7 protein-coding genes are annotated in these 15,659 nt (G+C 52.4%); 6 read left to right on the top strand and 1 reads right to left on the bottom strand.

The genetic code is table 11. The features are described from left to right. Nucleotides 1-35 precede the first annotated feature (35 nt). The 6 genes from REH51_RS02580 (at nt 36) to REH51_RS02555 (ending at nt 12,655) form a co-directional block, all read left to right on the top strand. Nucleotides 36-1,202: a nucleotide sugar dehydrogenase gene (locus REH51_RS02580; protein ID WP_009721829.1), complete on the top strand. Its 1,167-nt coding sequence runs from the start codon at nt 36-38 to the stop codon at nt 1,200-1,202. Nucleotides 1,203-1,230: 28 nt separating this feature from the next. Next, nucleotides 1,231-4,332: a glycosyltransferase gene (locus tag REH51_RS02575; protein ID WP_498936766.1), complete on the top strand. Its 3,102-nt coding sequence runs from the start codon at nt 1,231-1,233 to the stop codon at nt 4,330-4,332. 23 nt (nt 4,333-4,355) lie between these two features. Then, nucleotides 4,356-6,665 carry a glycosyltransferase family 92 protein gene (locus tag REH51_RS02570; RefSeq protein WP_234667738.1) on the top strand — a complete coding sequence of 770 codons (2,310 nt, stop codon included), beginning with the start codon at nt 4,356-4,358 and terminating at the stop codon, nt 6,663-6,665. A gap of 36 nt (nt 6,666-6,701) precedes the next feature. Then, a complete protein-coding gene (locus REH51_RS02565; protein ID WP_009721832.1) occupies nt 6,702-9,014 on the top strand; it encodes a glycosyltransferase family 2 protein in 2,313 nt (770 codons plus the stop codon). 1,052 nt (nt 9,015-10,066) lie between these two features. Then, nucleotides 10,067-11,713 carry a phosphoglucomutase (alpha-D-glucose-1,6-bisphosphate-dependent) gene (gene pgm, locus REH51_RS02560; RefSeq protein WP_409559423.1) on the top strand — a complete coding sequence of 549 codons (1,647 nt, stop codon included), beginning with the start codon at nt 10,067-10,069 and terminating at the stop codon, nt 11,711-11,713. Between the two features lie 87 nt (nt 11,714-11,800). Continuing rightward, a complete protein-coding gene (locus REH51_RS02555) occupies nt 11,801-12,655 on the top strand; it encodes a UTP--glucose-1-phosphate uridylyltransferase (protein ID WP_009721834.1) in 855 nt (284 codons plus the stop codon). Nucleotides 12,656-13,882: 1,227 nt separating this feature from the next. Here REH51_RS02555 and REH51_RS02550 read toward each other — a convergent pair. Next, nucleotides 13,883-14,392 (bottom strand): REP-associated tyrosine transposase, encoded by a 510-nt coding sequence (locus REH51_RS02550; RefSeq protein ID WP_009721835.1) that lies wholly within the window; start codon nt 14,390-14,392, stop codon nt 13,883-13,885. Nucleotides 14,393-15,659 lie beyond the last annotated feature (1,267 nt).

Raw genomic sequence — 15,659 nt, 5'->3', positions numbered from 1 at the left:
CTGGCATCGTGTGTAATGACTTTGGGTGAGGATAGATGAAAATTGCAGTCGCTGGCACGGGCTACGTGGGCCTTTCAAACGCGATGTTATTGGCACAGCACCACGAGGTGGTGGCCGTTGATATCGTGCCTGAGAAAGTTGAAAAGCTAAATAACCGTGTCTCTCCGATTGAAGACGCTGAGGTTTCAGCGTTTCTAAAGAGGGAAGACTTGCACTTTACGGCTACTTTGGATGCTGAAGCCGCCTATAAACAGGCGGAGTTCGTCATTATCGCTACGCCGACCGATTACGATCCAGAAACCAACTGCTTCAATACCCAAAGTGTTGAGGCAGTGATTACTCAGGTAATGCGCATTAACCCGGATGCGGTGATGGTGATTAAATCTACCGTGCCGGTAGGTTACACCACCGAAGCTTCCGAGCGTTTTAATACCCAAAACCTGCTTTTTTCTCCTGAGTTTTTGCGTGAAGGAAAGGCGCTTCACGATAACCTCTATCCATCGCGGATTATCATTGGTGAACGTTCTGAGCGTGCAGCGGTCTTCGCCGAGATGCTGAAGCAGGGCGCGATCAAACAGGATATTGATGTACTGCTGACCAACAGTACCGAAGCCGAAGCCATCAAGTTGTTTGCTAATACCTACTTGGCGATGCGCGTGGCTTACTTTAATGAGCTAGATACCTACGCAGAAACGCATGGGTTGAATGCCAAGCAGATTATTGAAGGCGTAGGCTTAGACCCGCGTATTGGTAAGCACTACAACAACCCAAGTTTTGGTTACGGCGGGTATTGTCTGCCTAAAGATACCAAGCAGCTGCTGGCCAATTATCAAGACGTGCCTAGCAACATGATTCAGGCCATCGTTGAGGCAAACCGCACTCGCAAGGATTTCATCGCAAAATCCGTTATGCGTCGTAACCCAGAAGTGGTGGGTGTGTACCGGCTGATTATGAAAACTGGCTCTGATAATTTCCGCGCCAGCGCTATGCAAGGTGTGATGAAACGCCTAAAAGCCAGGGGCATTGAAGTGGTGGTCTATGAGCCGGCTCTTGATGCCGATGAATTTTTCAATTCTAAAGTGATGCGTGATTTCGATGCGTTTAAACAAAAAGCCGATGTGATTTTGGCGAACCGCATGGTGGATGAGCTGCAGGATGTGGCGGATAAAGTGTATACCCGTGATCTGTTTGGCAGCGATTAAGCTTAGTGTGTTTTTATAATAGGTTGCCATGCTCTCTTTTCTGACCAAGTCCTTGTTAGCCAAGTCCTTATTAAATAAGTGGCGACGCGTTGCTCATCAGAATGCAACCAACGCTACTGAAAGCGGTTTTGATGCGGAAGTCTTTGATGCTCAGTGGTATTTGGCTACTTACACCGATGTGGCGGCTGCCGGTATCGACCCATGGGAGCATTACCAGCACCATGGCAAAGCAGAAGGGCGTTTGGCATGCCGCAACCAAGCCATTGGCTGGGGGGATGCGTTATGGCGAGGGGCTGAAGCCGTTGTTTTGCCACGCTTGCAACGCTTACTAACCGCTAACAATGCGACGACAGTTGAACGCTTGTCCGCTCGTTGGGAGCTCGCTCGGTGGTATGCCTGGCAAGCGAACTGGTCAGCCGTATTAGAGGTTTTGCTATCCGAAGGAAAACTGCCGAGCTTCGGTTTTCCTGGCCCGGCGTTGCTGGTGGTAGACGCTTGCTGCCAGCAGGCTGACCATGCCTCTCAGTGCGATAACGCGTTAGCTGAAGCGTTAGCGTTTTTAGAAATGTATTACCCACACCAAGCAGATACCACGTTGGCCAGGGCAAATGCGCTCAGCTTATCGAAAGAGCGGCTAAGCTTAACGCCCGATCCAGACCTTGAATCAGAGTGGCTGGCGGTGATTAATCGCTGTTTTCAAGCTCAGGGATTGCAGCCGCTTGCGTTGGCTGACCCTGAGCAGCCGCTGCATTTGAATAATCTTGCGCCTGACTATTCCAGTACTGACTTTGGTGGAGACTTATCACGCGCTAGTGGGGCTATTCTTCACCCCTCACCCCTCACCACTCACGATTCACCCTTCACCCTTCACGACTCCCCCTTTGTTAGTGTCATTATTCCGCTGTATAACGCGGAGCGCACTATCACAATGGCACTTACCAGCCTGTTTTGTCAGCGTGATGTGCGCTTGGAAATTATCGTGGTGGACGATGCTAGCCCCGATAGCAGCGTTGCCAAGGTAGAACAGCTTCAGGCCAGTGTACCGCCCCATATAGAACTGGTGGTGCTGCGTCATTCCCAAAACCAGGGGGCTTACGCTGCCCGTAATACGGGTATGGCGGCGGCCACTGCTCCATTTATTACTACCCACGATAGCGATGACTGGTCGCATCCTCAAAAGCTAGCCCTGCAATGCCAGGCGTTAATCGGGCAGTCCGCTATAAAAGCGTGTTTGTCTCACTGGGTACGGGTCACTCCTGAACTTATGTTCCACCGTTGGCGATTGGATGAGTTCGGTTGGGTGTATCCAAACATGTCGTCGTTGATGTTTCGTCGTGAGGTATTTGAAGCCCTAGGCTATTGGGATGGTGTCAAGGTCAATGCGGATACTGAATGGCGCTGGCGGGTCGAGGCCGCTTTCGGTGCGGGCAGCGTTAGTGACGTGCTGCCAGGCGTACCACTTTCCTTTGGGCTCGCCGATGGTGGTTCGTTAAGTCAGCATGCCTCGTCTCACTTAGTAAGCCAGTTCACCGGCAACCGCTTTCGTTATATGCAGGCGGCAGCGCGTTGGCATCGGTCGGCACAGGGGCTGAAACAGGGCCTGAATATGCCTATTGCACCCGCTGAGCGGTTGTTTACGGCCCCGGCAGGAATGCTTAGAGACACGGCACCTCCCAACCCTCCGCCTAGTGAGTTTGAGCTGATTAGTGAATCTGGCCTGTTGGATGCGGGTTGGTACCTTACCCGCTATATAGATTTGCAGCAGACGCCCGTTGAACCGTTAAACCACTACGTGGAAAGCGGGGCAAGCGAAGGGCGTGATCCTGGCCCAGGTTTTTCGACCTCTGGTTATGTGCGCCGTTATCCAGAAGTGGGAGAAACTAACCTTAATCCGCTGGCTCATTTTCTAAGTGTGGGGCAGGCAAAGGGTTATCAGCCACTGCCCGAATGGCAAGGTGAGAAAGCCTTTGCAAACCGGCCTACCGTGATGCTTTGTGCTCATCAAGCGGGCAGTACGCTGTTTGGTGCGGAACGCAGCCTGCTAGATGTGCTGGATGCGATGGGCGAATTGCGTTGGAATGTGGTGGTGACGCTACCAGAAGCCAACAACGTGGCCTACGAACAGGCGCTGCTGAAGCGTTGTAAAGCATTGGTGGTGATGCCCTATGGTTGGTGGCAGGGGGGAAAACAAGCCAACGAAACAACAGTGGCACAGTTTGAAGCGCTACTATCTCGCTACAACGTCAAGGCACTGCATGGTAATACGGCGGTGCTGCATGAGCCATACCTTGCGGCAAAGCGGGCGGGCATTCCTTCCCTTGTGCATGTGCGTGAACTGCCTGCTTTCGACGAGAGCTTATGTGACCTTCTGGGAGCGACGCCCGATGAGTTAGTGAGCCACGTGCATAAGCTAGCAGATATTGTCGTGGCGAACTCCCAGTGTGTGGCCGAGGCGTTTGCATTGTTTGGTTCACCCAAACGCCTTGCTATTGTGCCGAATACCATCGATATGCTGCCGTTGCTTACCTTGCCAGAGGTGAACTTCGTACCGCAGGCAGGCGTTCGCGTGGGCATGTTAAGTAGCAACGTGGCTAAAAAAGGTCTGAAGGATGTAGAGCAAATGGCGAGGCATCTACAGGCCTTGTCTCCCCTCGTTGAGGTGGTGCTGTTTGGTGCGCAAACGCCTGCTATTGATGATCTGCTTCGCCGCCAAGCTCAGGGAAAAGCACCCAGTAATATGCGTTTTGCAGGCTATGTGGAACATCCTGAAGCGGCTCTGGCTCAGTTGGATATAGTGGTGAACCTATCCCGCTTCCAGGAGTCTTTTGGGCGTACTGTACTAGAAGCGATGGCCGCTGCTAGGCCTGTTGTAGCCTATGATTGGGGCGCTTTGAGCGAGCTGGTCGTTGCTGCTAAAAATGGCGATGTTAACACTGGCATATTGGTGCCATTTGGCGACTCATCGGTTGCTGCCCAACAGGTGGCGATGTTGGCGAATGATCCTGCTCAGTGCAGACAGTTAGGGCAATCTGCTCGTCATCGTGCGCAAGCGTGCTTTAGCGCTGTTGAGCTGCGCGTAGCATTGGCTAACGCTTACGCACTCACGCAGTGCGATGAATTTTGTATGTAGTCTCGAATGATGAGGGGTTTTATTTGAAGCTTGCGATTGCTGCCATTGTTAAAAATGAACTAGACAGCTTGGTTGAGTGGCTGGCGTTCCATCTTGCGGTGGGGGCCAGCCATTTTTTGATGGCTGATAATGAGAGCACTGATGGCACCAAAGAATTTTTATCGGTACTCGCTGATCAGGGCTTAGTAACACTGATCTCAGTGCCAACAGGTGAGACGCCTCCTCAACTGCCTGCCTACCAGTCGCTTTTAGAAAAATGTCCTAAAAACATAGATTTAGTTGCTTTTATTGATGCTGACGAGTATTTATTACCAGATCTTGAAGGGCTAACGCTATTGGCGTGGTTAGAAGAGCGCTTTGTTTCGCCTGACGTTGGTGCGCTAGGCTTGAATTGGGCCTGTTTTGGTTCCAATGGAGCAAAATTCCGCGATGATGGGTTAGTTATTGAACGTTTTACCCAGCGCGCCAACCAAGAATTCGGGCCTAATCATCATATTAAAAGTGTGGTTCGCCCGCACTATGTAGAGCGTTTCGATAATCCGCACTTTGCCCGTTTAAAACGAGGCTGTTACGTGAATAGTCTTGGCCAACCGTTGGTGCCGCGTAAGGATAAGCAAGGCAAGCAGCGATTTGGACTAAGCGGAAACGTTGTTTGGGACGGGGCGCGTATTAATCACTATTTGGTAAAGTCAGTAGAAGAATTTGTACTAGGCAAAGCTAAACGGGGCAGTGCGGCTACGCCTAATTATCAAAAGCAGCGCGACTATTTTATGCGCCATGACCGCAACGATGCCGCGTGTCATTTGGCCGCTGAACTCGCGCCTAAGGTCAAAAAACAAATGAAATGGTTGCAGCAACTTGCTGATAAAAAGCAGGTCAGGAGTGGCTCGGAGATAAACGAGCAAGCCAATAAAATATCTCCCGCTCAGCCTTCTTCTGGTTCGGATTTAACCCGGTGGCTGAAACGCCGTTTGAAAGAGTGGTCTTCCACTACCGCGAATGGGCACTCTCCTGTTGATCGTTGGGCGTTGGATTACCCTTCTGAACAGCGCGGTTCACGCTTTCAACCTTCAGGGCGGGTTGTGCAAGGGTGGTTGCTACTGCCAGCAAGTCTGGCCGAAATGCATTCACAAGTGCGTATTGTGGCGGAATGGCAGTCTGCCTTTGAGCTGTGCCATCCTCTGGACGTTGATCGCCCGGACGTTATCAAAAATATTTTTGCAGTGCCGGCTGAAGGTCACCCCCAACGCGTGTGTGGTTTTCGTTTTACTGTACCACCCAAGCTGGGTAGCTTCCGGTTATGGCTGGCGCTTGAGGATGCACGCTGGCTACTGCAAGACGTTACGGTTGATACGCGGGATGTCGAAGCCGCAGAGCAACTGAAAGTGTTGCAAGGTAAGCAGGGTTGGCTGTTTTTAGATAACGACACTAACGGTAGCGTTGACCAATTTATGGGGCGCATGCGTCTTACTAAAGCCGGTATAAAAGGCTGGGATGATTATCTTCATCAGCTTGAAAATGCTGCTGGTAACGTGCCCTGGGCATTATTGGTAGCCCCTTCTAAAGAGAGTGTGATGGGGGCAAGTTATCACCCACGGGAAGAGGGCGCTTCCGGCCCTATGCACCAAGTGCTTAGCTTAACTGCTTCTGCTGGTGTGGTTTATCCTGTTAAGGAACTGAAAGCCCTGGGCGATGGAGCGTTTATTCCTACGGATACTCACTGGACCCATCATGGGGCGTTGGCCGCAACGATTGCCCTAGCGGTAAAGCTAGGTGTGGAAAAGAAAGCCTGTGCGGCGCTGTTTAAAAAAGACCGCTATAAAAATAAGGCCATGGGCGGCGATCTTGGTAATAAGCTAACCCCGAAGCAAACGTCTAATGTTGATGTACTGATTTCTTTTAGTCATTCTCGTTACAAGACCTACGATAATGGCTTGCCTAACTTTGGCCGATTACTGGTGATTGAGTATCCTGAGGCGTTAATGTCGGGCACGTGTCTGATATTCGGCTCTTCCTCTAGTTACTCCATGTTTAATTATTTATGCCGAGTGTTTCAGCGCATTGTGTTTGTGCATAGCGCGGGGAGTGTTGACCCTGAGTTGGTTAAAGCGGTCGCTCCCGCGTATCTGGCGACTCAGACCAATGCTCGTTTTGTAGTGCAGATACCGACGGTTACCCATAGTTTGGATGAGGTGATTCACCAAAAGTGTGCACAGCTGGATGAGAAGGCGTTTGAAGACGTTCATGAAAAGCGTATCATCGCATCAGATGACTACCTTCAAGCCTTGGGGCTGCTGCGTTGGGAACAGACTGCCAGCAGCCTACTTGTGTGAGTGTTGCCTTGGTAACGGAATGGGTTAAGGATGGCGATGAGGCAGCATATTGTCAGTTTAAAAGAAATGATGGCTGCCATTGGGAGGCACAGCAGTGTGCCCCCATTCTGGCGGCGTAATCCCAGTATTCGCGTAGTAGATGCGCCTGTCTTTAAAAGTGAAGCTGCAGCAAATGTTAATACACCAGTAAAGGCAAGTACCTACTGTGTTTGTGATGGAGAAAAGCCACTTCCTGGCTGGAATATGCTGGAGTTGGATGGGTTAGGGGCAGATGCTTATGGCGCTGCCACGATTCTTCTCTATACCCACAAAGGCATTATCGAAACGTCGGTGTCGTTGCGCCCAGGTAAAACGACTAAGCGGATTCTTTGGGTACCGCGAGGCGTAAAAAAAATCGCGTTCTCTTTTTTGGCCAGCGAAGCGGCCTTGGCCCACTTGGCGGTGGAATGGGTGTGGCTAACGCCTTGGTTTGCCCAAAGCCGCTTAGCGCGCCGTTTGATCAATAATCACGCCAGTTATAAGGGGATGAGAACGCGTGACGTGGTGCGTTATCTCCACACGGAGTCGGTTGCCCAAGCACGTAGCTGGCGCAGTATCGCTCTGGAAGAATATAACCAAACCCACGCAAAACAGCATGTGTCTGAAGACTATTCACGGTGGGTAAATACAACCGAGAAAGAGGCTGTTGAAGATCCTCAGTCGATTATTGCGGGCCTGAAATCAGCGCCCCTGTTCTCAATCATCATGCCAGTGACGCTGAGTGATTTAGAGCAGGGGGAAGCGCCTTTCATTGCCACAATTAATTCCTTAAAAGCACAAAGTTACTTTTTTTGGGAAGTCTTTATTGTGCTTTCCGCTGAGATCACCGATACACAGCGGAAAGCGTTAGAGCGCTATATTCCTACGACTAGCCGTATCAACTTGATCCATAGTTATCATCGCACCTTGGCAAAGTTAGACCACCAAGGGTTTATTCAAACCCAGGGCGATGGGGTCATGCGGATTAGCTGGGGCGATCAGTTAGCGAAAGAAGCCTTATGCCAGTTGGCGAAAGCGTGGAACGATCACCCTGACGCGCAGCTTTTCTACACGGATGAAGACGTGCTAGGAGCTGATGGCAAGCGTTGCAAGCCCAACTTTAAGCCGGGCTGGAACCCGGATTTGTTGCTTTCGACTAACTACATTGGCCGCATAGCGTTGTATAAGCGGCGGTTGCTTTGGCAGCTGGAGTCTGAGCAGACGGATCTGCTGTCTCACCTGACCAGTCGGGCTGCGGTTGATTATGCGCTGGCGCTCACCTTTATGATGTGGAAAGTGACTCACGGCAACGAAAAGTCGGTGTGTCATTTGCCTGCTATGTTGTATCACCGTAGCGAAGACTTTCCTCATCCGCTTCACCAGCAGGATGCTATTTCGCTGGTTAGCAGCGTATTGAAGCAGCAAGTAGCTAGCGCAAAAGCGGTGGTGCATCCAGGGTTATTGGAGAGCTCAGTGCGGATTGAGTGGCCAATACCCAACCCAGCGCCGCTAGTGAGCTTGTTGGTGCCAACCCGCAATGGTGTTGATATTTTGCGGCCTTGTGTGGATGCCATTTTAGAACGCACTGCTTACACTCATTTTGAGCTGCTGATTCTGGATAACCAGAGCGACTGCCCAGAAACCATGGCGTACATGGATGACGTGGCAAAGCGCGACCCGCGTGTCCGTGTATTGCGTTGGAATCATCCGTTTAACTACTCAGCGATCAATAATTTTGGCGCTGCGCAGTCCCATGGCAGCATCATTGGTTTGGTCAATAATGATGTAGAGCCGGTAAATGAACACTGGCTAACCGAAATGGTAAGCCAAGCCTGTCGTTCTGAAATTGGCTGTGTCGGAGCCAAACTCTATTACCCAAACGGTATGCTGCAACATGGCGGTGTAATACTTGGTTTGGGGGACGTTGCAGGCCATGCGCATCGTTTCTTCCCCCGTGAGAGTGACGGTTACACGGGACGGTTGAAGTTGGTTCAGAATTTATCTGCGGTGACTGCGGCGTGCTTGCTGCTGCGTAAAAACGTGTTCAATAACGTGGGCGGTTTAAACGAAAAGAAATTAAGCGTTGCCTATAACGACGTTGATTTGTGCTTGAAGGTTAGACAAGCAGGCTACCGCAACTTGTGGTCTCCGTTTGCTGAACTTTACCACCATGAATCTATCTCTCGCGGTGCCGATGATACGCCTACCAAGCGTGCCCGCTGGCTAAGCGAAGTTGCTTACATGCGCCGTACCTGGGGTAATCATCTGGACAGTGACCCTGCTTACAATCCCAATTTAACGCTTGTGCATGAAGATTTTTCTCTCAAGTGAGGGCTAGAGTGAGTAGTAACCACACGCGTTGGGTCGTTCTTAGTGATGGTGGCCTGCCGACTGAAGATATCTACTTTCTCGAATCAGCAGCTCCGGCGCTGCGACGTCAGGGGGCAACGATTGAGCGCGCTGTTACTTCGCGCTCTTTTGGTGCGGCTTGGCGTTATGGACGCTCTTTTTTACGCCATTATGCTGGCGCAAATGTGTTGTTATGCCGCTCGTTACCGCTGAGTTGGCTGCGTTGGTTAGAGCGTCATCGCCAAGCATTTGGTTATATCGGTTACCTAATTGATGATGATATCGAGGCAGCCGCCCACGATCCCACACTGCCGCCCGCTTATCGAAAACGCATGGCGCGTATTGCTAAGCTTCAACCCCGCTTTTTAGCATTAAGTGATGAGGTGATTGCTTGCAGTGATGGGTTAGCCGAGCGTTTTCGTCCTTATCACCGCTGCGTTTCAGTGTTAACGCCGCCTCTTATCGCTACGCTGCCAGAGAGGGGGCACTTTGAACTACCGCCTTCATCCTCAACGCCGTGGCGAATCGGTTTTCACGGTACTCGGGCGCATCTGAATGACTTGATGCACATTGCCCCTGCCTTGAAGGCGCTTCAACAAACGCGCTCCGATACACAACTTGAGCTGATGTTAGGCAAGTACACTCCCAAAGCTCTGGCGGAGTTACCCAATGTTTTGGCGCCTGACCCGCTACCTTGGCACGCTTTTCGCAGTTATCAATCTAGGTGCCAGCTGCACATTGGTTTGGCACCGTTGCTAAACACACCCTTTAATCAGGGCAAGTCATTTATTAAATTTCTGGATATTGCTGCGATGGGCGGCGTAGGCGTCTATTCTAACCGTTATCCGTATACTGACGTGATTAGCCATGGCATTAATGGGCTATTGGTAGAGGATTCACCTGAAGCTTGGCAGTCTGCCATTGAGCAGCTACTTAATAATCCAGCCGCGACTGCTAATATGGCGCAACAGGCCGCAAAAGACGCCTGTGAAATCGGTAATCTGCAGCGTGCAATAAGGTTTTGGCAGGCGCGTGTGGACCAGCCAAATGTTAATAAGGGAGCAAGTAGAATGGATGCCATCGTTAAAGCGTTTTTTGATGAAACCCCAGATGCTTCAATAGCAAAAGAGCGTGTCGCATTTGGTACATCGGGGCATCGAGGACGTGCCACAGATCGCACCTTTAACGCGGCACACATTTTTGCGATTACTCAAGCGGTGGTTGATTACCGCTCTGAGGCAGGCTATCAAGGCCCTATGTTCCTTGGCTTCGATACCCATGCGCTTTCAAAGCCCGCATGGGAGTGTGCTTTGCGGGTGCTGGCCGCTAATAAAGTGCCCGTATTCATTGAAAAAGACCATGGTGTTACCGCTACGCCCCTGATCAGCCGTGCGATACTGCAGCACAATCGTCCTCAACAACAGCATCCTCAAGATCAGGCTCTGCCAGACGTTGCGTTAGCTGATGGTTTGATTATTACCCCATCCCATAATCCGCCGGAAGATGGTGGCATTAAGTACAATCCCTTCCACGGTGGGCCTGCTGATACTGAAGCAACAAAATGGATTGAGCTTCGCGCGAATGCCTATTTGCTACGCCAGCTATGTGATATTTCTCCGGTACCGTTAGAGCAGGCGTTAGCATGTGCTCAAGAGTACGATTTCACTGCTCACTATGTGGCTCAGTTGGGCAGCGTGGTGGACATGACCGCTATCCAAAACGCTAATCTCACTCTTGGTGTTGATCCCATGGGCGGAACAGCGCTGCCCGTATGGCAGGCGGTGGCCGAGCATTATGGTTTGAATCTTGAGGTGGTCAATACGTCGGTAGATGCCAGCTTCGGTTTTATGCCGTTGGATCATGACGGCAAGATTCGCATGGATTGCTCTAGTCCTGATGCCATGGCTAACCTGTTAAAGATCAAAGACCGCTTTGATCTCGCCTTTGGCAACGACCCTGACGCTGATCGCCACGGCATTGTGGATGCTAATGGGTTAATGAATCCGAATCACTTTCTAGCGGTGTGCGTGGATTATTTGATTGGTCATCGACCTGAGTGGGCGGAAACGCTCAATATCGGTAAGACGCTGGTGTCCTCTTCGATGATTGATCGGATTGTCGCTTCCCATCAGCGTGAACTGTTTGAAGTGCCGGTTGGCTTTAAGTGGTTTGTTGAAGGGCTGCACGATGGCTGGCTTGCCTTTGGTGGTGAAGAGAGCGCCGGAGCGAGCCTATTAACGCGCGATGGTAATGCTTGGTCTACCGATAAAGACGGCATTGCGCTTTGCTTGTTAGCGGCTGAAATTACCGCGGTCACTGGGAAAACACCCAGTGAATACTACCGTTCTTTAACCGAGCGCTTTGGTGAGCCATTCTACAAGCGTGTAGATACTGCCTGTACAGCAGAAGAAAAAGCGGCCTTTAAGAAGCTTAGCGCTGATAGTGTTACGGAAACCACGCTAGCCGGTGACCCGATTACCGCTGTGTTGGTTAATGCGCCTGGTAACGGAGAGGCTATCGGTGGTTTGAAGGTGACTACCGAAAATGGCTGGTTTGCTGCCCGCCCCAGTGGTACTGAATCGCTCTATAAAGTGTACGCTGAAAGTTTCAAAGGCCCACAGCACTTGGATGAGTTAATTGAGAGTGCCACCACGCTGCTTTCCGGCGTTTTGAAGACATAATGTTAAAATAGCCAATGGCAACCAATAGAGCGGTTTTGTAGTGCGTGGTAAGCCTACAGCGCACCCGCAACAGAAAGGACGTTAATGATGACCCAAGTGCGTAAAGCGATTATTCCGGTAGCCGGTTTCGGCACACGTCTGCTGCCCATCAGCAAGGCGATCCCGAAGGAAATGGTACCCGTTGTGGATCGCCCACTCATTCAACACGTGGTGGAAGAAGCGCTGGCGGCGGGTATCAATGAAATCATTTTGGTGACTCGGGCTGGTAAATCAGCCATTGAAGACCATTTTGATGCCCACTTTGAGCTTGAGCATTCACTGGCCAGTAAGGGTAAGGATGCGTTGCTAGAGACGCTTTCCGCGATTTCCCCTAAAAAGCTCAAGGTGACTAGCGTTCGTCAGCCTAATGCCAAAGGCTTGGGTCATGCGATTTTCTGTGCCGCGCACCTGTTAGATAAAGACGAGCCATTTGCGGTCATTCTTCCGGATGTGCTGGTGAAGCCACAAGTTGGCAATACGGCCTGTGACCTGGGGAGCATGGTAGAGCGTTGGAATACAAATAACGCTTCGCAAATCATGGTGGAAGCGGTGCCCCAGGAAGACGTTTACCGTTATGGCATTGTTGATTGCGACGAGCCTGCCGCCGGTGAGAGTGCAAATATGCGCGGTGTTGTAGAAAAGCCGACGCCTGAGGAAGCGCCTTCACGGCTTTCGGTTATTGGCCGCTATGTGCTGCCATATCGCATCATGGAGCTGCTGCGCGACCAGCCGCCTGGTGCGGGTAATGAAATCCAGCTAACAGATGCCATCGACCGCTTGATGCAGGAAGGTAAAACCGTGCAGGCGTTCCGTATGCATGGCCGCACCTTTGATTGTGGGCATATTGAAGGCTGGCTGAAAGCCAACACCACGCTCGCCCGCGAAGCAGGTTATGACGTGTAAGATTCACGGGTATCAATGTAAGTATATGGAGCCGCTCAGTTCACACTGTAGCGGCTTTTTTAGTTGAGCTTATTCACACAAGGAAGCTGCACCATTTTATCGTGCATGGCACACCCATCGCGGGTGCCTCATTCGCTCGTTCCTCGCGAGATTCGTTACACCGCGCTACGGTAGGTGCTATCGGTTGATTCAAGGGGTTTTGTAGCGCGTGGTAAGCCTACGGCGCACCCGCGATGGTGGCTCGGTTAGCGATGACGCGGGTGCCTCACTCGCTCGTTCCTCGCGAGATTCGTTACACCGCGCTACGGCAGGAGCCACTGGTTGATTTCAGTGGTTTTGTAGCGCGTGGTAAGCCTACGGCGCACCCGCGACGGTGGCTCGGTTGGCGATGACGCGGGTGCCTCATTCGCTCGTTCCTCGCGAGATTCGTTACACCGCGCTACGGTAGGTGCCATCGGTTGATTTCAGTGGTTTTGTAGCGCGTGGTAAGCCTGCGGCGCACCCGCGACGGTGGCTCGGTTGGCGATGACGCGGGTGCCTCATTCGCTCGTTCCTCGCGAGATTCGTTACACCGCGCTACGGTAGGTGCCATCGGTTGATTTCAGTGGTTTTGTAGCGCGTGGTAAGCCTGCGGCGCACCCGCGACGGTGGCTCGGTTGGCGATGACGCGGGTGCCTCATTCGCTCGTTCCTCGCGAGATTCGTTACACCGCGCTACGGTAGGTGCCATCGGTTGATTTCAGTGGTTTTGTAGCGCGTGGTAAGCCTACGGCGCACCCGCGACGGTGGCTCGGTTGGCGATGACGCGGGTGCCTCATTCGCTCGTTCCTCGCGAGATTCGTTACACCGCGCTACGGTAGGTGCCATCGGTTGATTTCAGTGGTTTTGTAGCGCGTGGTAAGCCTGCGGCGCACCCGCGACGGTGGCTCGGTTGGCGATGACGCGGGTGCCTCATTCGCTCGTTCCTCGCGAGATTCGTTACACCGCGCTACGGTAGGTGCCATCGGTTGATTTCAGTGGTTTTGTAGCGCGTGGTAAGCCTGCGGCGCACCCGCGACGGTGGCTCGGTTGGCGATGACGCGGGTGCCTCATTCGCTCGTTCCTCGCGAGATTCGTTACACCGCGCTACGGTAGGTGCCATCGGTTGGTTTCAGTGGTTGTGTAGCGCGTGGTAAGCCTACGGCGCACCCGCGACGGTGGCCTCTGATGCGAATGCAGTTGAAGATCGTTATTCGCCATTGATATCTGCTATGGATGGTGCGTCGTTTGCTCCCCAGTCATCTTGATACCATCCTTTTTTCACACACCGTTTGAAGCTGGACCACTGCCAATCGCGAGGTGCGTTGGCCCATCCATGCTTTACCGGATTGTAATGAATATAATCCATGTGTTGTTGCCAATCTTGCTCATCGCGTATGACATGCTCCCAGAATCCCCGTTGCCAAGTGCCGGTGGCATTACCAGGAAGTAGAAAGTTTTTTGAAGCGTATTTCTTAATATCACGCCATCGAGATGAGTAATCAGTGTCATCTTTGGGAAGCGTCCAAAGGCAATGCAAGTGGTCAGGAAGTAGGACAAAAGCATCCATGATGAAAGGAGCATTTTCTTTTACCCGACGGAAAGCTTGCCCGAGAGCATCTATATTTTGTTGCTCAGCAAGTAGCGGCTGACGGTGATGGGTAACTACCGTGAAAAAATACGTTCCGCCTGGAATATATGCCCGTCGATAAGTAGCCACGATGCCTCCTTGCAGCAAGCTCTTTCTTATTAGCTTAATAGCATGAGTGGGCGATGAAAATTCCATTCTGACGTTGTGTTTAAATAGTTATTCAACACTTAGCGGATTTGAAGCTATGGGGCGGCCCACCCATCGCGGGTGCCTCATTCGCTCGTTCCTCGCGAGATTCGTTACACCGCGCTACGGTAGGTGCCACTGGTTGATTTAAGGGGGGTTGTAGCGCGTGGTAAGCCTACGGCGCACCCGCGGCGGTGGCTCGGTTGGCGATGACGCGGGTGCCTCATTCGCTCGTTCCTCGCGAGATTCGTTACGCCGCGCTACGGTAGTGCCATTGGTTGATTTCAGTGGTTGTGTAGCGCGTGGTAAGCCCACGGCGCACCCGCGATGGTGGCTCGGTTGGCGATGACGCGGGTGCCTCATTCGCTCGTTCCTCGCGAGATTCGTTACGCCGCGCTACGGTAGTGCCATTGGTTGATTTCAGTGGTTGTGTAGCGCGTGGTAAGCCTACGGCGCACCCGCGATGGTGGCTCGGTTGGCGATGACGCGGGTGCCTCACTCGCTCGTTCCTCGCGAGATTCGTTACACCGCGCTACGGTAGGGGCCATCGGTTGGTTTAAGGGGTTTTGTAGCGCGTGGTAAGCCTAAGGCGCACCCGCGACGGTGGCTCGGTTGGCGATGACGCGGGTGCCTCATTCGCTCGTTCCTCGCGAGATTAGTTACGCCGCGCTACGGTAGTGCCATCGGTTGATTTCAGTGGTTGTGTAGCGCGTGGTAAGCCCACGGCGCTGGCGATGACGCGGGGGCCTCATTCGCTCGTTCCTCGCGAGATTCGTTACACCGCGCTACGGTAGTGCCATTGGTTGATTTCAGTGGTTGTGTAGCGCGTGGTAAGCCCACGGCGCTGGCGATGACGCGGGTGCCTCATTCGCTCGTTCCTCGCGAGATTCGTTACACCGCGCTACGGTAGTGCCATTGGTTGATTTCAGTGGTTGTGTAGCGCGTGGTAAGCCCACGGCGCTGGCGATGACGCGGGTGCCTCATTCGCTCGTTCCTCGCGAGATTCGTTACACCGCGCTACGGTAGGGCCATCGGGTGATTTCAGTGGTTGTGTAGCGCGTGGTAAGCCCACGGCGCTGGCGATGACGCGGGTGCCTCATTCGCTCGTTCCTCGCGAGATTCGTTACACCGCGCTACGGTAGGTGCTATCGGTTGATTTCAGTGGTTTTGTAGCGCGTGGTAAGCCTACGGCGCACCCGCGGCTGGGTTG

The sequence above is a fragment of the Halomonas bluephagenesis genome (assembly GCF_054790765.1).
The sequence above is the reverse complement of the archived record's forward strand: the minus strand, read 5'-3'. Positions and strand labels throughout refer to the sequence as shown.

Excerpts from the sequence above, each read along its gene's own strand:
- REH51_RS02580 (WP_009721829.1), top strand. The coding sequence starts at position 36 with ATGAAAATTGCAGTCGCTGGCACGGGCTACGTGGGCCTTTCAAACGCG.
- REH51_RS02575 (WP_498936766.1), top strand. The coding sequence starts at position 1,231 with ATGCTCTCTTTTCTGACCAAGTCCTTGTTAGCCAAGTCCTTATTAAAT.
- REH51_RS02565 (WP_009721832.1), top strand. The coding sequence starts at position 6,702 with ATGAGGCAGCATATTGTCAGTTTAAAAGAAATGATGGCTGCCATTGGG.
- REH51_RS02555 (WP_009721834.1), top strand. The coding sequence starts at position 11,801 with ATGACCCAAGTGCGTAAAGCGATTATTCCGGTAGCCGGTTTCGGCACA.